A 22394-nucleotide genomic window follows, 5' to 3' on the forward strand; every position below is an offset into this window, starting at 1 on the left:
TCAGGGGCGCAGTCCCTGGACGAAGGCGGCCGCCTCGGTCAGCGTCATGCCGGTGCGGTCGCGGACGAGTTCGATGGCGTCGCCGACGCGGCCCTCGGCCTTGAGGGTGCGGGCGGCGTCGGCCAGGTCGGAGCCCTCGGTGGCGTCGCGGACGGCGTCGACGATGGCCTTGGCCTCGCGGGGGCTGAAGCCGGTCGCCTCCTCCACCATCGCGATCGCCTCCAGCGGCATGCCCTGGGCCAGGAGCTCCTGGATGCGCTCGACGAGCTCCTCGCTCACCTCGATGGTGCTGCCGGGCGTCACGACGAACTCGTCGGGGCTGCCCTCGGCGATCGGCGTCTCACCGGGCGGCTCGGGGTCGGCCGGGGTCGCCGGGGCCGGCACGGTGAGCCGGCTCCGGCCCGCCCTCCGCAGCATCCAGAAGATCGCCGCCAGCGCCGCCGCGGCCAGGACCAGGATGGTGGGGAGGGCATCCATACCACGATCTTATGCCCGGCGCCCCGCCCGGCGGCAGCCCTCGCGGGACGTTTTCCCACGCGTCTCTCACACCCCACGCCGCTCACGGGCCGTACGGCTCGCGGCCGCGTTCAGGAGCGCTCGCGCTCGGCCCGCCGGCGGACCAGTTCCTCGACCGCGCTCGGCAGGGTGGTCTCGAAGTCGATCAGCTTCGCCCACGTCGGGGTCACCACGATCCGGACCATGCCGTCGTAGAGCGAGCGGACCTCGGCCTCCCACTCGGCCCGCTGCTCGGGCGTCATGGCGTACGAGGTGTTGGCCTGGAGGTACTCCTCCGGGATGCCGTCGACGACGTCGAGCTCGGCGCGGCCGCGGATCAGCAGGATCTTGGGCGGGTGCACCTCGGTGTCGATCGTCAGGGCGACCATCGGGTTCTCGCGCAGGGCCGGGAGCTTGGGGGCGTTCTTCGTGGTGCACATGACGATCTCCGACCCGTTCCAGACGAACGCGATCGGGACGTTGCGGGGTGTCCCGTCCTTGGCGACGTACGCCAGCCGGGTCAGGGGGCGCGCCAGCAGCTCCCGGCTGAGCGGCCGGTCCAGGATCTCGGCTACCTCGTGAGCTCGCATCGCCGTCCCTCCAGGTCGTCGTCGTGATCCGCGTCGTGATCCGCCCCCGGGGCGGAGCCGCCGGAGCGTTCTCGACATCAGCCGGTCCCAAGTGGCCGAAATCCTGTCCGGCCGCCGCCGCGATGGCAAGCCGTCCACGCCGCCGGGCCGGTGGCTCAGCCCGTGCCCCTGCCGTTCTCACCGCTCGCGCGGGGCATCGTCGCGGGCGGCCTCACAGGAGGCTGAGCTGGGTGGGGCCCTCGCCGCCGGGCCGGGATGCCGGGCGGGGGCGCACGGGAAGGCGGCGGGCGGCGGCCGGGGTGGCGCGGCCGACGCCGTGGCGTGCGGCCAGCGCGCGGACCTGGTCGGTGACGCGCTGCTGATAGGACTTGGGGGCGTAGGCGCCCCGGCCGTAGAGCTCCTGGTAGCGGGGGAGGAGGCGGGGGTGCTCGCGGCGGAGCCAGGCCAGGAACCACTCGCGGGCGCCGGGGCGCAGGTGCAGGACGATGGGGACCACGTGCGTGGCGCCGGCCTCGGCGATCTGGCGCACGGTGGCGTCCAGCGCCTGGGGTGAGTCGGTGAGGTGGGGCAGGATCGGGGCCATCAGGACGCCGCAGCGGATGCCGTGCTCGTTGAGCGTGGCGCAGACCTCCAGGCGCTTGCGCGGGGAGGGGGTGCCGGGTTCGACGGCGCGCCACAGGGCGGGGTCGGTGAACCCGACCGACACGTTGGCCGAGACGTCGGTGACCTGGGCGGCCTCGGCGAGCAGGTCGAGGTCGCGCAGGATGAGCGAGCCCTTGGTGAGGATGGAGAAGGGGTTGGCGGCGTCGCGCAGCGCGGCCAGGATGCCGGGCATGAGGCGGTAGCGCCCCTCGGCGCGCTGGTAGCAGTCGACGTTGGTGCCCATGGCGATGTGCTCGCCGCGCCAGCGGGGGGCGGCGAGCTCCTTGCGGACCAGCTCGGCGGCGTTGACCTTGACCACGATCTGGGAGTCGAAGTCGCGCCCGGAGTCCAGGTCGAGGTATTCGTGCGTCTTGCGGGCGAAGCAGTAGGTGCACGCGTGCGAGCAGCCCCGGTAGGGGTTGATCGTCCACTCGAACGGCACCCGCGAGGCCGACGGCACCCGGTTGATGATCGACCTGGCATGCACCTCGTGGAAGGTGATGCCCCGGAACTCGGGGGTGTCGAAGGTGCGCGTGACCGCGCCCCGCCCGATCAGCGGGGCCGCCCGGTCCTCGGCCTCCCCGGTCAGCCGCAGGTTGTCCCAACGCATGGCGACCAGTAGAACACCTGTTCGACTTGATCGCAACCGGGCGCCGGGCGCCCCGCCGTACCGCGGCCTTTCCGGCGGGTACGGCGGGAGCCCGAGGGCACGGCGGATGCGGGTACGGCGGGGCCCCGGCGGATGCGGGTACGGCGGGGCCCCGGCGGGTCAGTGCGCCCCGTGGCCGGGGAGGGTGCGGTTGACCTGGCTCTCGGTGCCGGGCTTGACCAGCACGAACTGGCCCATCATCCCTGAGTCCTCGTGCCGCAGCAGGTGGCAGTGGTACATGTACGGCGAGGTCGGATCGGTGAAGTGCCCGAACTGGACCGCCAGCCGCACGACGCTCTTGGCGGGCACGTAGACGGTGTCCTTGTGCCCGCGCGAGTAGACGGGCGGCGCGGAGCCGTCCACGTCGAGCACCTGGAAGGCGACCTCGTGGATGTGGAAGTTGTGGCTGTAGACGGTGTTCTCGATCTCCCAGATCTCCACGGCGCCGGCGGGCACCACCTCGTCGATGCGGGTCATGTCCATCTCCTGGCCGTTGATGGAGTCGTGCCCGCCGAGCTTGAAGCGCCGCACCTTGGCGCCGGCCGGCGGGGTGATCGGGGCGAGGGCGGCCAGCCGCGCGGGCACGGCGGGGGCCGGCTTGAGCTTGGCGGCGGCGACGAGCTTGAGCAGGTCGAAGTCGCCCTCGCCGATGTCCACCCCGTTGTCGGCGCTGCGCAGGACCACCTGCTCGCCCGGCGCGAAGGCCACGACGATCTCCGCGCGCTCGCCGGGGGTGAGCTCGATGGCCTCGACCTCGACCGGGGCGGCGAGCAGTCCGGCGTCGTTGGCGATGACGTGGAAGCGGCGCTTGTCGGCGAAGGTCAGCCGGTACATCCGGGCGTTGGACCCGTTGAGCACGCGGAAGCGGACGCGCTCGGTGGTGACGGTGAGGTGTGGGTCGTGGGTGCCGTTGACGAGGATGTGGTCGCCCAGGATGCCGAAGGTGCCCTTCAGCGGGTCGCCGCCGAAGGAGCCGTCCTCGGCGAACTCCTTGTCCTGCAGGATGAGGGGGATGTCGTCGACGCCGTACTCCGCGGGCAGTTCGAGGTCCAGGTCGTCGTCGAGGATGAACATCCCGGCCAGCCCGCGGTAGACGTGCCGGGCGGTCGACCCGTGGGGGTGCGGATGGTACCACGAGGTGGCGGCGGGCTGGTCGATGGTCCAGTGCGGCGTCCACTCGGCGCCGGGCTGGATGGGCTGGTGGGGCCCTCCGTCCATCCGGGCCGGCAGGCGCATGCCGTGCCAGTGCACGGTGCTGACCTCCGGCAGCCGGTTGCGGACGGTCATCTGGACCTTGTCGCCGCGGCGGGCGCGGAGCGTGGGCCCGAGGAACGTTCCATTGAAACCCCAGGTGGGGGTCTGCTTGCCGGCCAGGATCTGCGTCCGGCCGGCCTGCATGGTCAGCTCGAAGCGGCGCACGCCGTCCTTGCCGGGCCTGGGCTGGAGCAGCGGGGGGATCCGCAGGGGGTTGCGGAATTCGAGCTTGGGCGGGGAGGCGGCGCCGGAGCCCGATCCGGAGCCGCACGCGGCGGCCAGGCCGGACAGGGCCACGACCGTGAGGAACCTACGTCGTTGCACGGCGAAACTCTACGATCTTTCCCCCGCCCTCACGCATCCGGTTTTGTCCGGATATGTCCGCCGGGTCGTGACGCCCTACCCGGTCAGGCCGGGCCGGCGGCGCGGATGGCGCGGGCCAGGCGCTGCGTGTCCTCCATGACCTCGTCGGAGACCATGCGGCCCCAGCGCAGGCGGATCCACTGGATGGCCTCGTTGGTGTAGTGCGGGTCGTGGGCGGGGGTGGCGGTGATGGCCAGGCGCGCGACGACGGTGGTGTCCCAGGGCCAGCCCTTGACCACGACGTCGGTCAGGCGCATGCGCAGGCCGGGCAGCCGGGCCCCGGTCTCCTCGAACCAGCGGGCGAACGCCTCCCGCCCGCGCAGCTCGGCCCCGAGCGGAGGCTCGCCGACGAACCGGAAGCGCACGTCGGGCGCGGCCAGCCGTACGGCGGCGGCGTAGTCTCCGCTGCCGACGCGGCGCCACAGGCTGCGCACCCTGGCACGGACGATGGCGTGGTACATGGCTACCCCTTCGGTCGCTTGCTACTTGCAAGTGATCCTACGGCGGGTCACTTGCGAACAGCAAGCGACTAGGCTGTGGCGGTGGACCGTAATCGTTTCGCCGACATCCACTGCTCGGTGTCACGCGCGGCGGGGGTGGCGGCCGACCCGTGGACGCTGCTGATCCTGCGCGACCTGTTCCTGGGCCTGAACCGGTACGAGGAACTGCGCCGCGACCTGGGGATCGCCACCAACGTGCTGGCCGACCGCCTGGACCGCCTGGTCGCCGACGGCCTGGCCGAACGCCACGCCTACCAGGACAACCCCCTCCGCCACGCCTACCGGCTCACCCCGGCGGGCCGCGACCTGTACCCCGTCCTGCTCACCCTGCTGGCCTGGGGCGACCGCCACCGCTCGGAGGGCGGACCGCCGCTGCGACTGCTGCACGCGGACTGCGGCCACCCCGCCGTGCCCTCGCTGACCTGCTCCCACTGCGGCGGCGCGCTCACGCCGGAGACGACCACCGCCGCCCCCGGTCCCGGCGGCCGCGCCGCCCCCGGCACCGCCCTGGTCCCCGGCCGCCTCCCCACCTCGCTCGGCCCGGCCTGACCCGTCGTACGGCGCCGCCCGCCGTGCCGGAGCGCCCATCCGGCACGGCCGGCGGCCCGCCACGGGCTGCGCGGCGGGTGTTCAGGCGGCCGGCCGGTCCGCCAGGTTCTCCCTTGACGGTTGTGCGGTGCCGCGCCTGGCCCGATCGAGATGGCTCTCGCGCAGGAGGGAGCCCGGTTCGGCGGTGTCGATGACGTGGGAGGCGATGGTGGCGCCGGGGGCGTGGAGGTCATTTCTCCCCTTGGGGTGATGAGGGCGCCTGACACGTGAGATCACGTTCCGCTGCCCGCGTGCCGGGCGTGAGTCGTGAGGTGCCGCCGCGTAACGGAGGAGGTCGTCGTCGAGCTGTGCGCGGAGGGCGGACCGCTCCCCAGAGGCGTCTTTCAGGCGCGGCTCGGCGCTGAGTCCGGTTCGGTGAGGGGCGCTGCGGCGCGCCGGGGGAGGAGAAGGGGGGTCGCGAGCAGGAGCGCGCCGGCCAGGCCGATGGCGGTGCGCGGGCCGAGCAGGGTGCCCAGGACGCCCCAGGTGGCGGTCAGGAGCGCGGTGGTGGCCTTGGTGGTGACCGACCAGGCGGTCAGGGTGCGGGTGAGGTGGCCGGTGGGGGTGCGTTCCAGGCGATAGGTGGCGCAGACGGGATTGAAGACCCCGCAGCAGAAGATCAGTCCGAGCTCGACGGTCATCACCAGGATCAGTCCGCCGGTGCCCGGCCCCACGAGGGTCAGCCCGACGAGCCAGATCGCGCGCAGCGTCCCGGCCACGACCAGGACCCGGTGCTGCCCGAACCGGGTGACGAGCGGCCGGGCCAGCCGGGATCCGAGCAGCCCGCCGATCGCGGGCGCGGCGAAGGCCAGGCCGTACTGCCAGGGGGTGAACCCGAGCCGGCCGAGGAGCAGGACGGCCAGCAGCGCGTCGGCGGCCATGACCAGGCCGTTGAACAGGGCGGTGTTGAAGAACAGCGGACGCAGCGCCGGGTCGGCGAGGATGTGCCGCCAGCCGTCGAGCAGGTCCCCGGCCCGCGTCCGCGCGCCCTGGCGGGGCTCGGGCCGCGGCTCCTGTCCGCCGCCGGCCCGGATGCCCAGGGCCGAGAGCAGGTAGCTGACCGCGTCGGCGGTCACCGTGGCCACCGGACCGAGGAGCCCGAGCGCGGCGGCGCCCAGCGGTGGTCCGACGATGGTGGTGGTCCAGGTCGTGGATTCGAACCGGGCGCTGGCGATGAGCAGGTGCTCGGGCGGCAGCAGGGTCTTCAGGTACGCCCCGGAGGCGGCGCGGAAGGCGATGTCGGCCGTCGCGGCGATGACCGCGACCAGCAGGAGCTGGGCGAAGGAGAGCACGCCGAGCGCGTACGCGGCGGGGATCGACAGCAGCGCCGCGAACCGCACGAGGTCCATTCCGATCAGCACCGGCCGTTTGCGGCGGAACTCCACCCACGGGCCCAGCGGCACCGCCAGGGCTGCGCCCGCCAGGGCCCCGGCCGAGGACAGGGCCGCGACCTCGGCGGGCCCGGCGTGCAGCACCTGGATGGCGATCAGGGGGAACGCGCCGAAGGCGAGCCAGGTGCCGAGCGCGCTGGTGCCGTACGCCGCCCACAGCCATCCGAACCGCCGTCCCAGCCGGTGCCCGTTCCGCATGCCCGCCCCCCGTCGCTCGTACAACCGATCCGTGACCGGAAGCATCAAAGCGGGCGCCGTACCTGGGGATCAAACAACCGCGGAGCCGGGTGGGCACAACCACTGGTTGTTCCCCCAGGGTCTCGCCACGGACCCCGATCCGGACCGGTCGCGTTCGGGGCCTACAGGACGGCGAGGCGGCCGTGCCTGGACAGGGCCGCGGCCAGGTCGCCGGATTCGCCGCGGAGCGTGGCGTCGAGGAAGGCGGCGGTGGCCGCCGTGGTGATACGTGGCCCGGCGGTCCGCCCGAGGGAGCCGACGAGCGCGGGCAGGGGTGGCAGGAAGAGCGGGGCGTCGGTGAAGGTGAGGTGCGCCGACCCGGGGACGGTGAGCCGGTAGCCCGTCGCGGTGCTGAGCCGGAGCACCCGCGTGAGGCCGGGGATGTAGTCCGGCGTCTCGCCCGGCCTCACGTCGTGGGTGAGCGCGAGCACGGGCTGGTGGAACGGTCCCGGCGCGGGGTCTCTCGGGAAGCCGTCCACATTGATGACGGCGGCGAACCGCGGGTCCTGGCGGGCGGCCCGCAGGGCGGCGGCGCCCCCGAGGGAGTGGCCGGTCGCAGCGGCCCGGCGGATGTCGAGCCGGCCGGTCAGCGGGCCCGGGATCTCACCGCGGTCCAGGCGGCCGAGCCGGGTGAGGACGAAGCTGAGGTCGGCGGCCCTGACCGCCGTCCACCCGGCCGCGCGCCTGTCGTCCTCCGCCCGGTCGCCGGTTGCCGCGACCCGGGTGCGGATCGTACGGCCGTCGGCCAGGGTGACGACGGCCGAGTCGTACGGGTGGTCGAGGGCCGCCACGACGTAGCCGCGGCTGGCCAGTTCCTCGGCCCAGGCGGTGCTCTGGGTGCGCACGCCTCCGAGCCCGGGCGAGAACAGGACCACGGGGAACCGGCCGCCTCCGGCGGCCACGGGGGCGTCAGGCGCCGAGCGCGTGCGGGCGCGCGCCGCCTCGTCGAGGATCAGGCTCGGAAGGCCTAGGTAGTCGGCCTCGCCGCGGGCGACGAGCCGCGCCTCCCGCTCCGTGCGGCCCAGATACCACGCCCGGCCGGCGGCCGGATCGCGCCGCGCGGGATACCAGAGCTGGACGACGACCGTCCGTTTGTCCTCGGTCCGGGACGTGGCGGTCTCGGCCCGATCGGGGTCGGTCCACTGCGCGACCGTCGTGCCGACGGCGTACGGCCCCGAGGGCTCGGGGAACACGGGCCGGGGCAGGGCCCAGGCCGCGGTCACGCCCGCGAGGATCAGGGCCAGGCACGCCGCCGACCCCGGCAGGGCCGCCCACCATCGCGCCCGCCGTACGGGCCGCCCGGGACACCGCCCCAGCAGGGTGGGAACGGCGAACGCCAGCGCGATCGCCCCGCCCGCGAGGACGGGTGTGAGCTGCCAGCGGATCCCGAGCACGGCCAGCGCGATCGCGGACACCGCGAGGGCGGCCGCGCCGGCCCATGTCGCGGGCCGGCGCGCGCCGGGCGGCAGCCAGCGGGCCGACACCAGCACGACGGCCGCCGCCACGGCCGAGAGCTCGGCGAGGGACAGGCCGAAGAACACGGTCACAGTCATGTTGATCACCGTGGCGGAGCGACCTCGGCCGGACAACGGCCCCGATGCGGAGATCTGCCCTCGACTTCGGTATGACTCCCACGACCGGCCCGCGACCGGGGGAGGAGGCCGAACCGGGACGCGCGGGCGAACCGCGCACGCCCCGCTCACCTCCGCGCCGCCCCCGGACCGGCCCGGCGCGCGATCCGGTGGCCTAGCGCGCGCCCCGGTTCTGGTGGAGGTCCCGTGCCGGGACGAAGGGGAAGGCGACGTCGGCCGCGTGATCGCCGGGGGCGGCGGTGGCCCAGCCGGGGTGGTAGATCTCGCGGGCCGGCAGGCACTGGGCCAGGCCGTGGTCCTCCAGCCAGCCGCGCACGGCGTCGTGAGCGGTCAGGATCGCCGGGTGGGCGCACTGGGCGCGGGTGAGCTCGGCGTAGGCCTGGCGGTGGGCGGGTTCCAGGCGCAGGCCGATCCGCCCGGCGGGCTCGATCGGGGAGCGGGTGGGCAGGCACACCTCGACGGGGCCGTGGGAGTCCCGGGTGACGGCGCCGTGGAACACGGTGAAGGGCGGCCCGGACAGACAGGCCCCGGCCTCGGCCAGGTGCGCGAACAGGGCCTGGGAGGACTCGGTGATGAAGGCGCCCAGGCGGTCCTCGGTCACGTGCCCCTGGATGGAGATGACGCGCTGTTCGGGCACGTCCCGCTCACGCACCTCGAACGCCGGATCCGGGGCGTCGTCGCCCAGCAGCAGGCGGCGCACGTGCGCGAGCAGGTCCCGCTGCGCGCGCCGCCGTTCCTCGCCGCGCCGCCAGTGCTCCTCGACCTCGGCCACCGCCTGCCGCGCGGGCAGGCCGAGCACCCGGGCGACCTGGGCCAGCGGCAGATCCAGCGCCCGCAGCGCGGTGATGCGCCGGGCCAGGTCGAGTTGGTCGCGCCCGTACCGGCGGGCCCCGGTGCGGGGGTCCACGAGGGCGGGCCGCAGCAGCCCGTTGGCGTCGTAGAGCCGCAGCGCCTTGATGGACAGGGCGCTGCGGACGGAGAACTCGCCCGAGGTCATCAGCCCGGACGGGCAAGCCGGAGGGGCGGCGGGAGACGGCTCGGGCGGCGCGGCCGGGCGGGGCAGGTCGGACATCGCGCCAGTATCGCCCCCGCCCCTGGGGCAGGGGCAACGCGAGGGGCCCCGGCGGCGCCGACGGGAAGGCGGGAATCGAGACCTGCCGCCGAGGCTAATGATCTTGATCGTGGGCAGGAATGACCGCACACACCTTGCTCCAGGGAGGTGCGGGAATGACCTGGTCGCAGGATGAGCAGCGCCGGTTGCTCGCCGAGATCGAGGAGCACCTGCTGCGCGACGATCCGCGGCTGGCCGCGCGCCTGGAGTCCTTCAACGCGCGCGTGGAGCGCCGGGGCAGGCCCATGTCACGGCGCGGCGTGGTGCTGCTGACGGTGACCTGGCTGCTGGTGACGGCGCTGGTCGTGGCCCTGATCGTGATCGCCCTCAACCACCCGGCCGCCCTGCCCCCGACCACGCCCACCGCCGTCCCCTGACCCCGGAGCCCCGCCGTACGGCCATGGCGGCTCGCCGTACGGGACGCGGACCGGCGCGGACGAGGCGGAGCCGGGGATCTCGTGGTCAGCCCAGGGCGCGCAGGAAGCGGGCGGCGAGGGGGGCCGCCACCTTGCCGCCGCCCTCGCCGTTCTCGACGATGACGGCGAAGGCCAGATCGCCGCGGAAGCCGTGGAACCAGGCGTGGGTGTCGAGCTTCTCGCCGGTGCCGAACTCGGCGGTGCCGGTCTTGCCCGCGGTGCCCGAGGGCAGGCCGGCGGACTTGGCGGTGCCGGCGGTGACGACCAGGCGCATCATCGAGCGGAGCTGGTCGGCGACGCCGCCGGGCAGCTCGTGGGGTTCGGCCTTCTGGTCCAGGGAGCGGACCAGCGTCGGGGGACGCCAGGTGCCGTCGGCGACGGCGGCGGCGGCCGAGGCCATGACCAGGGGACTGGCCAGCAGGCGGCCCTGGCCGAAGGAGGAGGCGGCCAGGTCGGCGTCGCCGGTGGGCGTGGGGAAGCTGCCGCGCTGAGCGGGCACGCCGGGGTTGAGCGGCTGGTTGAAGCCGAAGGTCTCGGCCATCTTCTTGAGCGCGTCCCCGGACAGGCGCTGCTGGGTCATGGGGGCGACCGTGGTGTTGCAGGAGTGGGCGTAGGCCTCGGAGAACGGCAGCGAGCCGTACTCGGCGTGCTCGGAGTTGCGGATCTTCATGCCGCCGACGGTGACGTACTTGGGGCAGGTGGTGGTGTCCCCGGCCTTCACGCCGTCCGCGAGGAGGGCGGCGGCGGTGATCGTCTTGAAGGTGGAGCCCGGCGGGTAGCGGCCCTCCAGGGCGCGGTTGAAGCCGCCGCGGTTGTTGGCCACGGCCAGGATCTCGCCGGTGGAGGGGCGGACGGCGACCAGGGAGGCGACCTTGCCCGAGGAGCTGACGGCGCTGGCGGCGGCGCGCTGGACGCGCAGGTCCAGGGAGGTGCGCACGCTCTGGCCGGGCTTGCCGCCGAGCTTGGCCAGGGTCTTGACGGGCTTGCCCGCGGCGTCCAGGACGCGAATGTGGGTGGCGGGCGTTCCGGCCAGCCGCTTCTCGAAGGTCTCCTGCAGGCCGCCGCGGCCGACCGGGTCGCCGGCCTTGTAGGCGGGGCCGAGGCGGGCGACGTCCTTGGCGGTGGCCTTGTCGATGAACCCGGTGAGCTGCTGGACGGAGCCGCCGTGGCCGCCGGTGTCCAGGCGCTCGCCGTCGGCGGCGGTCAGGGCGCCGCGCTGCGGCCAGGTGGTGGCCAGGCCCAGGCGGCGGGTGCCGTCGAGCTCGGGGTGCACGACCTGGGGGGACCACTTCACGCGCCAGTGGCGTTCGTGCACGGTGAGCGGGATGGAGCCCTGGTAGCTCCAGGTCCCGGCCGAGCCGAGGGTCAGCGTGGCGGTGTAGACGGCGGTGGCGGTGTCGTCGCGGGCGGGGGTGACGGAGTCCAGCCGTACGGCGGTGCGGGTGACGCCCAGTCCCTTGGCGAGGGCCTGGTACTGCGAGGCGAAGGAGGCCGGCGGGGCCGCGGTCCGCGCGCGCATGGCCGCGATGTCGCCGCGCTGCCAGGCCTGGGTGAACTCCCGGGCCGTCTCCTGCGGGGTGCCGCGGGTGTGCAGGACGTAGTAGGCCCCTCCGGCGCCGGCGGCCAGGACCAGCGCCACGGCGGCGGAGGTGATCACGACGGTACGTGGTCGCGGCACGTCTTCCCCCCTCGTGCAAGTGTCGGAACGCCTAACGACCCTAGCCCCACCTGCCGAGTGACTGTAACAAAACGGACAAAAGCCGGGCGCCCCGCCGATCTCCGGCGGGGCGCCCCACGCGTGGTGCCGATGTGGCGGTCGCCTCCTCGGCGAGTGGCACAACACGGCTCCAGCCGAACGGTATTCCGTGAAGGCTTTATTTGCGGCCCGGGGGACACAGACCACATCGGCCCCCCGACTCTAACCGATCCCCGCCCGCGGTCCCCGCCCCAGCCCCAACCTTTACCCGCTTGGGGCGGTCACCGGCATCGGCATGTGCCGGCGCGGCGTGGATGAGGTCCCGGCTGAGCTTCGCCGCGAGGCGCTGGAGGACCATCCGCAAGGGGGGTGTTCCGGCGGTCATGCCTGATGGCGGGGGCGGCCGGTGAGCAGGACCAGCAGGGCCGTGGCGCTGCAGGCCAGTCCGAGGGCGGCCAGGGCGTTCCAGCCATGGGCGGGGTAGAGAGCCGAGGCCAGAGTGCTGCCGACGGCGCCGGCGAGGACATTGGCGGACATGTAGGCGGTGGTGACGCGGGCCGTCTGGGTGGGGCGCGCGGTGATGAGCGCGGACTGGTTGGTGATGTGCTGGGCTTGCATCCCAGCGTCGAGCAGCGCCACAGCCAAGATCACGACTGCCACTCCGGCGAGTCCGCCGCCGTCGGAGGCCACGGAGACGGCCCAGGCGGTCGCTGTGGCCGCCCAGCCGATCCGGGAGACCAGCGCCCCGTGACCGTGGTCGAACCAGGCGCCGGTGTTCTTGGCGACCAGTGCTCCGGCGAGCCCGATGAGGCCGAACAGCCCGATGGTCAGGTCGGTGAAGCGGTACGGAGGCTCGGACAGCCGGAGCGTCAAGCCGGTCCACAGGAGGTTGAACGAGACGAATCCGAGGGCGCCGATCAGCATGCGGCGCTGGACGAACCGGTCCCGGGCGGCGAGGCGCGCCACCGAGGCGAGCAGGCGGGTGTAACCGGAGGGGGGCCGGACGGCCCGGGACGGGGGGAAGGCGGACAGGAGGATGGCGGCGGCCACGGTGAGAACGGCGCCGGCGAGATAGGTGACGCGCCAATCGAAGGCGGTGCTGATGAACCCGCTGATGCTGCGGGAGAACAGGATCCCCAACAGGACACCGCTCATGACGACACCGGTCGAGCGCCCACGCTGCTGGGGCGGGGTGAGGGCCGCGGCGTAGGGCAGCAGGACCATCGCGGCGGCACCGCCCAGTCCCACCGCGACGCTGGCGGCCACCGCGATGACGAGCTGGTTGCACAGGGCCATGACCAGCATCGCGGCCGCCTGGACCGCCAGCAGCGCCTGCGTCAGGCGCCGCCGCTCCACCAGATCGGCCAGCGGAACCAGCAGCGACTGGGCCAGACCGTTGCCGATGAGGGTCGCCACGACGACCAGGGCCGCCCGGCTCGCCGAGGTGGACAGCGAAGCGGCCAGGGAGGCCAGGATCGGTTGGCTGTAGTACAGGTTGGCCACGGTGCCGGCCGCGACGAACGCGAGCAGCCCCGCCCTGACGTGCGTGGATTCGGTGATCGTCATGCGGCCCATCCTCGGCGGGCCGCCGGGGACGCGGCAGGCCGAGATGTGCCTGGCCATGGCGTGGCCACCCATCCCGGTCCCGGGGCATGCCACGGTGGAGGCATGACGCTGGACGATCCCCGTGAGGAACTGGCCGCCTTTCTCCGCCACCGCCGCGCACAGGTCTCACCCGAGCAGGTGGGGCTGCCGCGATCGGGCGGACGACGGGTGCCGGGGCTGCGGCGGGAGGAACTGGCCATCGTCGCCGGGGTCAGCCCTGACCACTACCAGCGCATCGAGCAGGGCCGGGTCCGTCCGTCGGCTCAGGTCCTCGATGCCATCGCCACCGCACTCGCCCTTGACGACGTCGAACGCGCCCACCTGCACACCCTTGCCGAGAACCTGCGGGCGCCGCTCGCCATCAGGCCCGGCGCGAGGCGCTCCGATCCGAAGATGCGAGGCCTCAAGGATCTCTTGGAATCCTTCTCCGGGCCCGCCTTCGCGTTGAACCACTGCCGGGACGTCCTGGCGTGGAACCGGCTCGGCGCGGCCCTGGTCACCGACTTCGCGTCGCTCCCTGCGCAGGATCGGAACATGGTGTGGCTGATGCTGACCGACCCCCGAATGCGTGATCTCTACGCCGACTGGAGGACCGGCGCGCAAGAGCAGGTCGCCATGCTCCGCCGGGCCGGCGGGCAGCACCCCGGCGATCCACGCATCGAGCGACTCGTCGGCCGGCTCGGCACCGCCTCCCCGGAATTCGTCCAGTGGTGGCCGGACCGGCGAGTCCACGAGAAGACCGCCGGCACGAAAACCCTCAACCACCCCGTGATCGGGCCGATCACCCTCGATTTCCACGTTCTGCGACCCGCGGCGACCCCGGACATCGAGCTCTTCGTCTACTACCCGACCACACCCGAAGCGCGGAACCTGCTCCTCGAGCTCGCCCGACGGTCGCCAACGGCATCCCGGGCACCGGCTCCCTGAGTCGCGGCGGTCGCTCCCGCCGCTCTCGGCCGTACCGGCTCACCGTCGATGCGCCTTCCCCAGGCGTCCAGGACCGCCCGCCGCATGGGGGCGGTCAGGGGCGTGTCGCCGAAAGGCATCACAAATCTCCCAGATCAGCGGGGTCGGCGCGGCCGATGACCCACAAGAGTGGTGGCGACGGTGACCTGGGCCGGTTCCAGCCCGGCATGCCGACGGGGGCGGGCTCCGACGGCTCTACGAGATCATGTGGCGACTTGTGCGGGTTCGAGGGAGGCGGGTGTGGTGATGGATCGGCTTGAGCTGCTGGAGTACTACGAAGGATTGCTGGACTCCGCGCTGTCGGAAGGGTTCGCGTGGGCGGTGGCCGTACCGCTGGAAGGCGGTCCGGGAACCGGCGAGTTGGTGGCGCGATTGCGGCGGTGGGAGCATCCGCGGGCCGCCGAGTTGCTGGAGCCCTATGAACCCGAGGGGTTGCCATCCGGGGAGAGTGACTTCTTTCCGTTGGATTCCGTGCACTACGGGCGCATGGGGGAGGCCACCGTCTTCACGCAGGGCAACGGCGCGCGGGTGCTGGATGACGACGTGCTGGCCGAGCTGAGCCGCGGGGTGCGGCTGTGCGGCACATGGTGGTCGATCAACTCGTCCAATGATCTGGTGTACGCCGAGGACGGCCAGGTGCTGCTTCGCATGAACATGTGGGACTACTGGGTGGGGGGCACCGGCGGGCGCCGGGGCGGCCGACCCCACGTCCTGGACGAGGGGCTAACACTGGTCGCCGAGGCTCAGCGCCTCGGGCACACGAGCTGGAAGGCCGCCGCCCTGGCCATCGTCGAACTGCGCACCGGTGTCCACCTGGAGCTGGACTGGGTTCTGCGGCCGCAGCCCCTCGTGCTGATGACGCCGGAGTGGTATGACGGCCGCCCCGACGAAGTGCTCCCCGACTGGTTCCGGAAGACGCTGGGCTGAGAACAGCGCCCAGGACATGGCGGCCGTGCGGCGCGATCACCTCAAGCGGGAACTCAACAAGCGCGTAGAGAACTCGGACGACTGGCAGATCTGCCGCTACGGCCGCACCTGCCCGCCCTTGACGGCCCGCAGGAAGCCGTGCCAGGCCGCCGGCGAGAACGTGAGCACGGGACCGTGGGGGTCCTTGGAGTCGCGGACGGCGACGATGTCCGACGGAGCGGCGGCGACTTCGACGCACGCCCCTTCGCCCCGTCTCAGACAGCGCTGTACCTATCCCGCGGCCGGGACGGCTGCGGTCGTCGTCGGGCGGGGCGCGGGTGAGGGTCAGGGGGGTGGGGTGGTCAGGGTTTGGGTGAAGGTGCCGGTTGTGGGGGTGGGGGTGCCGCAGAGGAGGAGTTCCACCCGGTGGACCAGGCGGGGGGAGGTGAGGGGGACGGCGGTGGTGCCGGGGAACCCGGTGGCGGCGGGGAGGGGGAGGAGGGTCAGGCCGTGTCCGGCGGCCACGAGTGCGGCGAGTACGGCGGGGTCGGCGCCCTCGAAGACGGGCCCGGGCGGGAAGGCGCCGGGTCCGGCGGCGGCGCGCAGGTCGGCGAGCGGGGCGGGGCAGGCGGGGGCGTCGATCCAGCGGGCGTCGGCGAGCGTGGTCAGGTCCAGCCCGGGGCGGGTGGCCAGGGGGTGACCGGCCGGGAGCAGGACGGCCAGCGGATCCTCGCTCACCCGCCGCGCCTCCACGCCGCCGACGCCCGGGAGGGGGTCGGTGGGCGCCGCCACGCCGCTGACCAGCCCGGCGTCCACCTCTCCCGCGGCCACCTGTCCGGCCACGGCCTCACGGGCCAGCAGGCGCACGCCGGTCCGGGCGCGGGGGTTCGCGGCGGCGGCGACGGCGAGCGCGCGGGCGGCGGCCGTACCGAACGCGCCGGGGGAGGCGGCCACGAGCAGGCGCTCGGGCGGGGTGCGCACGAGCCGGGCCAGGTCGGTGCGGGCGGCGGCCAGGCGCAGCAGGATCGGGCCGGCGTGGTCGAGCAGCCGGGCCCCGGCCTCGGTGGGGGCGACGGGGCGGCGGCCGAGCAGCGGGGTCTTCAGGTCGGCCTCCAGCGCGGCGATGTGCTGGGAGACGGCCGACTGCGTGTAGCCGAGTTCGGCGGCGGCGGCCGAGAACGAGCCGAGCCGGGCGACGGTGACGAACGTGCGCAGCAGGTGCGTATCCACGACGCATAAGTATTCCTGATACCCACCTCACGGATCATCGTTGGCGCTGAACGGGGGAGGCGCGCCACGATGGGGCGCATGACGAGAATCGCCCTGGTGGCCGACCGGTCCCCGCACGTCCACGCCCACGCCCGCGTCCCCGCCCTGATCGAGGCGCTGCGGGAGGGCGAGGGTCTGGCGGTGGACCCGTACTGGATCGCGACGCCCGACGCCGAGGACGCCGGCCTGCTGGCCGGCTTCGACGGGATCTGGATCATGCCGGGGAGCCCGTACCGCAGCGAGGCCGGCGCGATCACCGCCGCGCGGGTCGCCCGCGAGCGCGAGATCCCCTTCCTGGGCACCTGCGGCGGGTTCCAGCACGCCCTGCTGGAGTACGCCCGCGGCGTGTGCGGCCTGACCCGCCTGGCCCACGGCGAGGTGAGCGACGCCCCCGAGGAGGACCTGCTGATCGTGCCGCTGGCGTGCTCCCTGGCCGGGCACGAGTCCGCCGTCCACCTGACCCCCGGCTCTGTCGCCGAGCGCCTGCTGGGCGCGGAGTCCACCACCGGCCGCTACCACTGCGCCTACGGCCCCAGCCCCCGTCACACCCAGGCCCTGCAGGAGGCGGGGCTGCGCTTCACCGGTCACGACGACGACGGCGAGATCCGCGTCGCCGAGCTCCCCGGCCACCCCTTCTACCTGGCCACCCTCTTCCAGCCCGAGCTGTCCGGCGACGGCCCCCGGCCCCACCCCTTCATCCGCGCCTTCGCCGAGGCGGCCACCGCCCACGCGGCCGCCCGCCTCTAGGCCGTACGGCCGGCGGGGCCTTCAGGCCGTACGGCCGGAGCGCCTCGCGGCGCGGGGCGGGGGCGGCGCCGGGCGAGACCGCGCAGGCGGGCCCGCTCCGGCGGCGGGGGCGCCGGCGGTTCAGGCGGGGTCGGCGGCGCCGGGGGACGTGGCCAGGTCGTGGAGCAGGTCGAGCACGCGCCGCAGGTCGGGGTGTTCGCGGGTTCCCGCGCGGCTGACGGTGAAGACGGTCCGGGAGATGGGATGGACCAGCGGGTGCAGGCTGAGGGGCGCGGTCGCCTCCGGCAGCGCCATCCGCGGGATGAGGGCCGCGCCCGCGCCCGCGCCCACCATGGCCGCCAGCACGGCGAAGTCGGTGCTGCGCGCCCTGATGTCCGGGACGAAACCGGCAGCCCCGCAGGCCCGCTGGATCATCTCGTAGCAGGAGGTCTCCGGCCCCGGGGTCAGCCACGGCAGGTGCGCCGTCCGGGACAGGTCGGCCGGCTGCCCGGCCGCCAGCCCCAGCGCGGCGGCCTCGTGCGGGTGCAGGGCGAGCAGCACCGGTTCCTCCATGAGGACGGCCTGCTCGCAGGCGGTGGGGAAGCCGCGCGGCAGCACGGTGTAGCTGTGGACCAGGGCCAGGTCGGTCGCGCGCTTGCGCAGTTCGTCGAGGGCCTCGTCGGGCTCCTGGACCGTCAGGCGCAGTGACAGGGACGGGGCCCCGCCGGCGCCGGCGAGGCGTTCCCACAGGGGCGCGATGAGGGCGCGGGCCGCCGAGGCGAAGGCGGTGATCCGCACCACCCCGTGCCGGCCGCTGCGCAGGGCGGCCAGGCCGGACTCGGCCGCCGCCAGCTCGGCCAGGATGATCTCGGCGTGGGCCACGAGCAGCTCCCCTGCCGGGGTCAGCCGCAGGGTGCGTCCCCGCTTCTCCACCACCGGCATGCCGGTCTCCTTCTGCAGCGCCGCCAGGTGCTGGGAGACGGCCGGCGGGGTCAGGTGCAGGGCCTCCGCGGTGGCCGCGACGGTCCCGTACGCGGCGAGGTGCTGGAGGATCCGCAGGCGGTGTACGTCAAGCACGGCGGCTCCTTGGTCGGTCCGGGCCGGCGGGGGTCCGGCGGCGCGGCGGGCGCCGTACGGCCGGCGTCCTCATCGTGCCGTCAGGGAGGGGTCGGCCGCGCGGCGGCCCGGGCCGGCGGCGGGCGGGTCCCCGTCCTCAGGGGCGGACGGGGGCCGCGCCGGCCTGCGCCGGTTGATCAGGACGACTCCCGCGACGCTGACCGCGCCGCCCGCCAGTTCGACGGGGTCGGGGACCTCGCCCAGCCAGAGGAGGGAGATGACCAGGGCCGCCGGCGGCACGAGGTACAGCGCGGCGGTGGAGGCCGCGAGCGGCAGGCGGGCGACGGCGTAGGCCCAGATGACGAAGCCGAGCGCGGAGGGGAGCAGGCCCAGGTAGACCGCGGAGACCAGCGCGTCGGCCGGTGCGCGCAGGGTCGCGTGCCAGGTGGCGGGGATCAGCGGCAGGGCGAGGACGGTGCCGGCGGCCATCGCGTAGGTGGCGACCTCCAGGCCGGTGTAGCGGCGCAGCAGGGGCTTGGTGGCGAAGTGGTACACCCCCTGGCACACGGCGGCGGCCAGGACGATGAGGGCGGAGACGGTGAAGCCGCCGGTGCCCGCGGCCAGGCTGACGATGGCCGCGCCGGCGATCGCGATGACGCTGCCCAGGACGATGTTCCGGCTCAGCCGCTCCTTGAGGAAGAGGCTTCCCAGCAGCACGCTGAAGACGGGGGCGATCGCGATCAGCAGGCTCGCCGTCCCGGCCGCCACCTCCACCTCGCCCCAGTTGAGCAGGACCTGGTAGGCGGTGACGCCGGTGGCCCCGCACAATGCGATCATGGGGAGGTCGCGGCGCCGGGGCAGGCGGACCTTCGCCAGAGGCGCCACCAGCAGCAGCGCCACGGCCGCGATCGCGATCCGCAGGAACGACAGCGCCTGCACCCCCAGCCCGTCGATGCCGACCCGGATGGCGGGGAAGGCCGAGGCCCAGAGCACGACGGTGCCGGCCAGGGCGAGGACGTGGGGGGAGACGAGGCGCGGGAGCATGCGCCCCAGGATCCCGGCTCACAAGGAAAAGAAAAAGTTAGTATTTGTTTCCAAAAGCCTCAGTCGTACTTATTCGTCCTGGTCACTACGGAAGTCCGGACTCGCGCAGGGTGATGTTGAGACGGCCGCGCAGGCCCAGCCAGACGGGGGCGGTGCCCGGGAGGACCCGGGTGACCCCGTGGTAGGCCAGGCGCGACGGACCGCCGAAGACGAACAGGTCGCCCGACTCCAGGGGGATGTCGGTCCAGGGGCGGCGGCGGGACTCGGTGTTGCCGAAGCGGAACAGGCCGGTGTCGCCGAGGCTGAGCGACACCACGGGGGCGGGGGAGCGCTCGTCCTTGTCCTGGTGCAGGCCCATGCGCGCGTTGTCGTCGTAGAAGTTCACCAGCGCGATGTCGGGCCGGTACCGGCCGGCCGCCGCGCCGCCCTCCCCATCGCCCGAGCCCGGCCCGGCGGCCCCGCCGGAGTCCGCGCCGTTCGCGCCCTGCCCCGGCTCCGCCGTACGGCCCGCGCCCGCGCCGCCGGGGGAGTAGGCGGCCAGGACGGCCGCGCGCCCGAGGTCGGCGAGCCAGGCGGGGAAGGGCTTGACGGGGACGCCGTCCACCGTGCGGCTGTAGCGGTAGTCCTGCCAGTGCCAGCCCAGGCAGACGGTGCGGACGGACATGACGCCGCCCCCGGGCAGCCGGGTGCGGCGCAGCCCCGCGGGCGGGCGGGCCCAGGCGCGGCAGGCCGCCAGCAGCTCGTGCTGCCGGTCGGGATCGAGCCAGCCGGGGACGAGCACGGCCCCGGGCGCGACCTCGACGCGTTCACGCGGCAGCAGGCTGTCCATCACCCCAGGTTAGGCACCCCCGCGGGGAGCGGAGAACGCGCCTCAGTCGCGCGTCCAGTCCGGCTGGGCGGTGTCGTGGACGCGGGTGGGGCGGCCGAGCAGGGCGGCCTCGCGGAACTGGTAGAGCAGGGCCCCGGTGGGCGCGTGGACGAGGATGCCGGGCCCGAGCGGCATCTGGAGCAGGGGCCGCCCGTCGCCGGCGTCGTGCCAGCGGGGCACCCCGGGCGCCAGCAGCCGGTCGAGCGGGACGGGGTGCAGGGAGGCGACCTCGACGGGGTCGGGACGCAGCTCGATCGGGCCGGGCCGGACGGCGACGACGGGGGTGATCACGAACCCGGAGTCGGTGACGTAGTCGTCCAGCAGCCCGGCCACGTCCGCCGGGGCGAGGACGGCCCCGGTCTCCTCGCGCAGTTCGCGCAGGGCGGCGGTGACCTCGTCCTCGCCGGGCTCCAGCCGGCCGCCGGGCAGGGCCCACTGGCCGGCGTTGCGCCCTCCGGGCCCGCGCCGCAGGAGCAGCACGCACGGGACCCCGGTGTCGGCGAACACCAGCACCACCACCGCCGCCCGCCGCAGCCCGCCGCCCACGCCGGCACCCCCGGCGGGCTCATGCCGTACGGCGCGGCGGGGGAAGGCGGTCAGGTTGGCGGCGATCCGCTCGCGCAGCTCGGCCAGGCCGGCGTCCATGGCCGGGGCCTAGTGGTTGTCGAACAGGGCGCTGACGGACTCGCCGTCGTGGATGCGGCGCATGGCCTCGGCCAGGGCCGGGGCGATGGACAGCACCTTGAGCTTGGGGCCGCGCTTGTCCTGCGGGAGGGGCACGGTGTTGGTGCAGACGATCTCCTCGACCTCCGGCTGGGCGGCCAGGCGGTCGATCGCGCCGTCGGAGAACAGGCCGTGGGTGCAGGCGACGCGCACGGAGTTGACCTTGAGCTCGCGCAGCCGGTCCAGCAGCTCGATGACCGTGGTGCCGCGGGCGATCTCGTCGTCCAGGACGATGACGTCCTTGCCGGCGACGTCGCCGATGACCGAGCTGATGGCGACCTTGGAGTCGCTGAAGCGCTGCTTGGCCCCGGCCGCGACGCCGACGCCGAGCAGGCGGGCGAAGGAGGCGGCCTCCTTGGCGTTGCCCAGGTCGGGGGAGACGACGACGGTGTTGGACAGGTCGTACTGGCGGAAGTGCGCGGCCAGCTCGCGCAGCGCGTGCAGGTGGTCCACCGGGACGCTGAAGAAGCCGTGCACCTGCGGGGAGTGCAGCGTCATGGTCAGCACGCGGCTGGCCCCGGCCGCCACCAGCAGGTCGGCCACCAGCCGCCCGCCGATCGACACGCGCGGGGCGTCCTTCTTGTCCGAGCGGGCGTAGGCGTAGTGCGGCATGACCACGGTCGTGCGGGCCGCCGAGGCCCCGCGCGCGGCGTCGAGCATGAGCAGCAGCTCGACCAGGTTCTCCTGGACCGGCGGCACGAGCGGCTGGATCACGAACACGTCGCGCTCGCGGCAGTTGGCCTGCAACTGCACCTCGATGCAGTCGTTGGCGAACCGCTTGACGCGCACCGGGTGCAGCGGCACCGCCAGATGCTCGCAGATCTCGGCCGCCAGCTCCGGATGAGCGCTGCCGCTGAACACCGCGATGTCTCGCACAGATGGCTCCTTGCCACACTCCGGCCGGTGCGCCCGGCCGCCGCTGATCCCCGCCCCGGGCGCGCACGCCGACCCGGCGGCGCACATGCTACCCGCACCCGCCGCTGACCTGGGTCATCGGGTACGGCACCGCCCGCCACGCCCTCGTGCTCGGGCGCGCTCCTAGGATGATCGGGTCGCCTCCGGAGGGAACCCCGTCATGTCCTCAGCCGCGCACGTGATCGCTTTCGCCGGTGTGGTCGCCGCCGGCGCCATGGCCCCCGGCCCGGACCTGGCGATCGTGATGCGCCAGTCCGTGGTCGCGGGCCGCCGCGCCGGGATGGTCACCGCCCTCGGGATCGGCCTGGGCATCTTCGCCTGGGTGCTGGCCGCCGTGCTGGGCGTGGCCGCGCTGCTGGCCGCCTCCGCCCTGGCCTTCACCATCGTCAAGATCGTCGGCGCGGTGTACCTGGTGTACCTGGGGGTGCGGGCGCTGCGCTCGGCCGCCCGCCGTGCCCCCGCCGGGCAGGACGGGCAGCCGCCGCGGGCGGTGAGCGCGTGGGCGGGGTTCCGGCAGGGGCTGCTCACCAACCTGCTCAACCCCAAGGCCGCGGCGTTCTTCATCGCGCTGGTGCCGCAGTTCCTGCCCGGCGACGCGGCGCTGGGCGACACGCTGCTGCTGTCGGGCGTGGCCATGGCCACCGCCGTGGCCTGGTTCCTGCTGGTGGCCAACCTGGTGGCCGTGTTCCGCCGGGTGTTCGCGCGCGACGCCGTACGGCGGGGCATGGACGCGGTCATGGGGACGGCCCTGGTCGCCCTGGGCGTCCGCCTGGCCGTCACCCGCTGAGCGCC

23 protein-coding genes are annotated in these 22394 nt (G+C 74.2%); 6 read left to right on the plus strand and 17 right to left on the minus strand.

Annotation, left to right across the window (positions count from 1 at the left end; all coding sequences use genetic code 11):
- The 5 genes from D5H75_RS34315 to D5H75_RS34335 all read right to left on the minus strand — a co-directional run bounded on the left by D5H75_RS34315 (position 1) and on the right by D5H75_RS34335 (position 4454).
- Entirely contained in the window at positions 1-477 is a 477-nt protein-coding gene (locus D5H75_RS34315; protein WP_119930745.1) for a hypothetical protein, read from the minus strand.
- 110 nt (positions 478-587) lie between these two features.
- On the minus strand, positions 588-1085 hold the full coding sequence (locus D5H75_RS34320; protein ID WP_119930746.1) for a pyridoxamine 5'-phosphate oxidase family protein: 498 nt from the start codon (positions 1083-1085) through the stop codon (positions 588-590).
- A gap of 211 nt (positions 1086-1296) precedes the next feature.
- Positions 1297-2337 carry an Rv2578c family radical SAM protein gene (locus D5H75_RS34325; protein WP_119930747.1) on the minus strand — a complete coding sequence of 347 codons (1041 nt, stop codon included), beginning with the start codon at positions 2335-2337 and terminating at the stop codon, positions 1297-1299.
- 159 nt (positions 2338-2496) lie between these two features.
- Complete coding sequence (locus D5H75_RS34330; RefSeq protein WP_119930748.1) at positions 2497-3954, minus strand: multicopper oxidase family protein; 1458 nt, start codon at positions 3952-3954, stop codon at positions 2497-2499.
- Between the two features lie 83 nt (positions 3955-4037).
- Positions 4038-4454, minus strand: a complete 417-nt coding sequence (locus D5H75_RS34335) for a nuclear transport factor 2 family protein (RefSeq protein ID WP_119930749.1) — start codon at positions 4452-4454, stop codon at positions 4038-4040.
- A gap of 81 nt (positions 4455-4535) precedes the next feature.
- Here D5H75_RS34335 and D5H75_RS34340 point away from each other — a divergent pair, with 81 nt between their 5' ends.
- On the plus strand, positions 4536-5042 hold the full coding sequence (locus D5H75_RS34340) for a winged helix-turn-helix transcriptional regulator (protein ID WP_119930793.1): 507 nt from the start codon (positions 4536-4538) through the stop codon (positions 5040-5042).
- A 383-nt stretch (positions 5043-5425) separates the two neighbouring features.
- Here D5H75_RS34340 and D5H75_RS34345 read toward each other — a convergent pair whose 3' ends face one another.
- From D5H75_RS34345 to D5H75_RS34355, 3 genes are all read right to left on the minus strand, one after another.
- Positions 5426-6670, minus strand: a complete 1245-nt coding sequence (locus D5H75_RS34345; RefSeq protein ID WP_119930750.1) for an MFS transporter — start codon at positions 6668-6670, stop codon at positions 5426-5428.
- 161 nt (positions 6671-6831) lie between these two features.
- The gene (locus tag D5H75_RS34350) at positions 6832-8262 is read right to left on the minus strand and encodes an alpha/beta hydrolase family protein (protein ID WP_119930751.1); all 1431 of its coding nucleotides are present in this window, start codon (positions 8260-8262) and stop codon (positions 6832-6834) included.
- 193 nt (positions 8263-8455) lie between these two features.
- Positions 8456-9373 (minus strand): MerR family transcriptional regulator, encoded by a 918-nt coding sequence (locus D5H75_RS34355; RefSeq protein WP_119930752.1) that lies wholly within the window; start codon positions 9371-9373, stop codon positions 8456-8458.
- Positions 9374-9528: 155 nt separating this feature from the next.
- On the opposite strand from D5H75_RS34355, the gene D5H75_RS34360 reads away from it, so the two are divergent.
- The gene (locus tag D5H75_RS34360; RefSeq protein WP_119930753.1) at positions 9529-9789 is read left to right on the plus strand and encodes a DUF3040 domain-containing protein; all 261 of its coding nucleotides are present in this window, start codon (positions 9529-9531) and stop codon (positions 9787-9789) included.
- Between the two features lie 85 nt (positions 9790-9874).
- On the opposite strand, the gene D5H75_RS34365 is transcribed toward D5H75_RS34360, so the two are convergent.
- A complete protein-coding gene (locus D5H75_RS34365; RefSeq protein ID WP_119930754.1) occupies positions 9875-11506 on the minus strand; it encodes a penicillin-binding transpeptidase domain-containing protein in 1632 nt (543 codons plus the stop codon).
- Positions 11507-11905: 399 nt separating this feature from the next.
- Positions 11906-13090: an MFS transporter gene (locus D5H75_RS34370; RefSeq protein WP_202638780.1), complete on the minus strand. Its 1185-nt coding sequence runs from the start codon at positions 13088-13090 to the stop codon at positions 11906-11908.
- Between the two features lie 102 nt (positions 13091-13192).
- On the opposite strand from D5H75_RS34370, the gene D5H75_RS34375 reads away from it, so the two are divergent.
- On the plus strand, positions 13193-14056 hold the full coding sequence (locus D5H75_RS34375) for a helix-turn-helix domain-containing protein (RefSeq protein ID WP_119930756.1): 864 nt from the start codon (positions 13193-13195) through the stop codon (positions 14054-14056).
- A 279-nt stretch (positions 14057-14335) separates the two neighbouring features.
- Complete coding sequence (locus D5H75_RS34380; protein WP_119930757.1) at positions 14336-15022, plus strand: hypothetical protein; 687 nt, start codon at positions 14336-14338, stop codon at positions 15020-15022.
- A 96-nt stretch (positions 15023-15118) separates the two neighbouring features.
- On the opposite strand, the gene D5H75_RS34385 is transcribed toward D5H75_RS34380, so the two are convergent.
- Positions 15119-15280 carry a DUF397 domain-containing protein gene (locus D5H75_RS34385; protein WP_119930794.1) on the minus strand — a complete coding sequence of 54 codons (162 nt, stop codon included), beginning with the start codon at positions 15278-15280 and terminating at the stop codon, positions 15119-15121.
- A 66-nt stretch (positions 15281-15346) separates the two neighbouring features.
- Positions 15347-16231 (minus strand): LysR family transcriptional regulator, encoded by an 885-nt coding sequence (locus D5H75_RS34390; RefSeq protein WP_119930758.1) that lies wholly within the window; start codon positions 16229-16231, stop codon positions 15347-15349.
- A gap of 78 nt (positions 16232-16309) precedes the next feature.
- On the opposite strand from D5H75_RS34390, the gene D5H75_RS34395 reads away from it, so the two are divergent.
- Positions 16310-17017, plus strand: coding sequence for a CTP synthase C-terminal region-related (seleno)protein (locus D5H75_RS34395; protein WP_119930759.1), 708 nt, complete (start codon positions 16310-16312; stop codon positions 17015-17017).
- Between the two features lie 120 nt (positions 17018-17137).
- On the opposite strand, the gene D5H75_RS34400 is transcribed toward D5H75_RS34395, so the two are convergent.
- The 5 genes from D5H75_RS34400 to D5H75_RS34420 form a co-directional block, all read right to left on the minus strand.
- On the minus strand, positions 17138-18073 hold the full coding sequence (locus D5H75_RS34400) for a LysR family transcriptional regulator (RefSeq protein WP_119930760.1): 936 nt from the start codon (positions 18071-18073) through the stop codon (positions 17138-17140).
- Positions 18074-18142: 69 nt separating this feature from the next.
- A complete protein-coding gene (locus tag D5H75_RS34405; protein WP_119930761.1) occupies positions 18143-19096 on the minus strand; it encodes a DMT family transporter in 954 nt (317 codons plus the stop codon).
- A gap of 85 nt (positions 19097-19181) precedes the next feature.
- Positions 19182-19928: an alpha-ketoglutarate-dependent dioxygenase AlkB family protein gene (locus D5H75_RS34410; protein ID WP_422674072.1), complete on the minus strand. Its 747-nt coding sequence runs from the start codon at positions 19926-19928 to the stop codon at positions 19182-19184.
- Between the two features lie 39 nt (positions 19929-19967).
- Positions 19968-20609 (minus strand): NUDIX hydrolase, encoded by a 642-nt coding sequence (locus D5H75_RS34415; protein WP_119930763.1) that lies wholly within the window; start codon positions 20607-20609, stop codon positions 19968-19970.
- Positions 20610-20618: 9 nt separating this feature from the next.
- Positions 20619-21563, minus strand: coding sequence for a ribose-phosphate diphosphokinase (locus tag D5H75_RS34420; protein WP_119930764.1), 945 nt, complete (start codon positions 21561-21563; stop codon positions 20619-20621).
- A gap of 199 nt (positions 21564-21762) precedes the next feature.
- On the opposite strand from D5H75_RS34420, the gene D5H75_RS34425 reads away from it, so the two are divergent.
- Complete coding sequence (locus tag D5H75_RS34425) at positions 21763-22389, plus strand: LysE family translocator (protein ID WP_119930765.1); 627 nt, start codon at positions 21763-21765, stop codon at positions 22387-22389.
- The last annotated feature ends 5 nt before the right edge of the window (positions 22390-22394 follow it).

The organism is Bailinhaonella thermotolerans (genome assembly GCF_003594875.1).
Classification (GTDB): Bacteria; Actinomycetota; Actinomycetes; order Streptosporangiales; family Streptosporangiaceae; genus Bailinhaonella; species Bailinhaonella thermotolerans.

Bases quoted from the DNA above. Each gene is read 5' to 3' on its own strand.
- D5H75_RS34315 (WP_119930745.1), bottom strand. From the start codon at position 477: ATGGATGCCCTCCCCACCATCCTGGTCCTGGCCGCGGCGGCGCTGGCG.
- D5H75_RS34320 (WP_119930746.1), bottom strand. From the start codon at position 1,085: ATGCGAGCTCACGAGGTAGCCGAGATCCTGGACCGGCCGCTCAGCCGG.
- D5H75_RS34325 (WP_119930747.1), bottom strand. From the start codon at position 2,337: ATGCGTTGGGACAACCTGCGGCTGACCGGGGAGGCCGAGGACCGGGCG.
- D5H75_RS34335 (WP_119930749.1), bottom strand. From the start codon at position 4,454: ATGTACCACGCCATCGTCCGTGCCAGGGTGCGCAGCCTGTGGCGCCGC.
- D5H75_RS34345 (WP_119930750.1), bottom strand. From the start codon at position 6,670: ATGCGGAACGGGCACCGGCTGGGACGGCGGTTCGGATGGCTGTGGGCG.
- D5H75_RS34350 (WP_119930751.1), bottom strand. From the start codon at position 8,262: ATGACTGTGACCGTGTTCTTCGGCCTGTCCCTCGCCGAGCTCTCGGCC.
- D5H75_RS34355 (WP_119930752.1), bottom strand. From the start codon at position 9,373: ATGTCCGACCTGCCCCGCCCGGCCGCGCCGCCCGAGCCGTCTCCCGCC.
- D5H75_RS34360 (WP_119930753.1), top strand. From the start codon at position 9,529: ATGACCTGGTCGCAGGATGAGCAGCGCCGGTTGCTCGCCGAGATCGAG.
- D5H75_RS34370 (WP_202638780.1), bottom strand. From the start codon at position 13,090: ATGACGATCACCGAATCCACGCACGTCAGGGCGGGGCTGCTCGCGTTC.
- D5H75_RS34375 (WP_119930756.1), top strand. From the start codon at position 13,193: ATGACGCTGGACGATCCCCGTGAGGAACTGGCCGCCTTTCTCCGCCAC.
- D5H75_RS34395 (WP_119930759.1), top strand. From the start codon at position 16,310: ATGACGAGAATCGCCCTGGTGGCCGACCGGTCCCCGCACGTCCACGCC.
- D5H75_RS34405 (WP_119930761.1), bottom strand. From the start codon at position 19,096: ATGCTCCCGCGCCTCGTCTCCCCCCACGTCCTCGCCCTGGCCGGCACC.
- D5H75_RS34415 (WP_119930763.1), bottom strand. From the start codon at position 20,609: ATGGACGCCGGCCTGGCCGAGCTGCGCGAGCGGATCGCCGCCAACCTG.
- D5H75_RS34425 (WP_119930765.1), top strand. From the start codon at position 21,763: ATGTCCTCAGCCGCGCACGTGATCGCTTTCGCCGGTGTGGTCGCCGCC.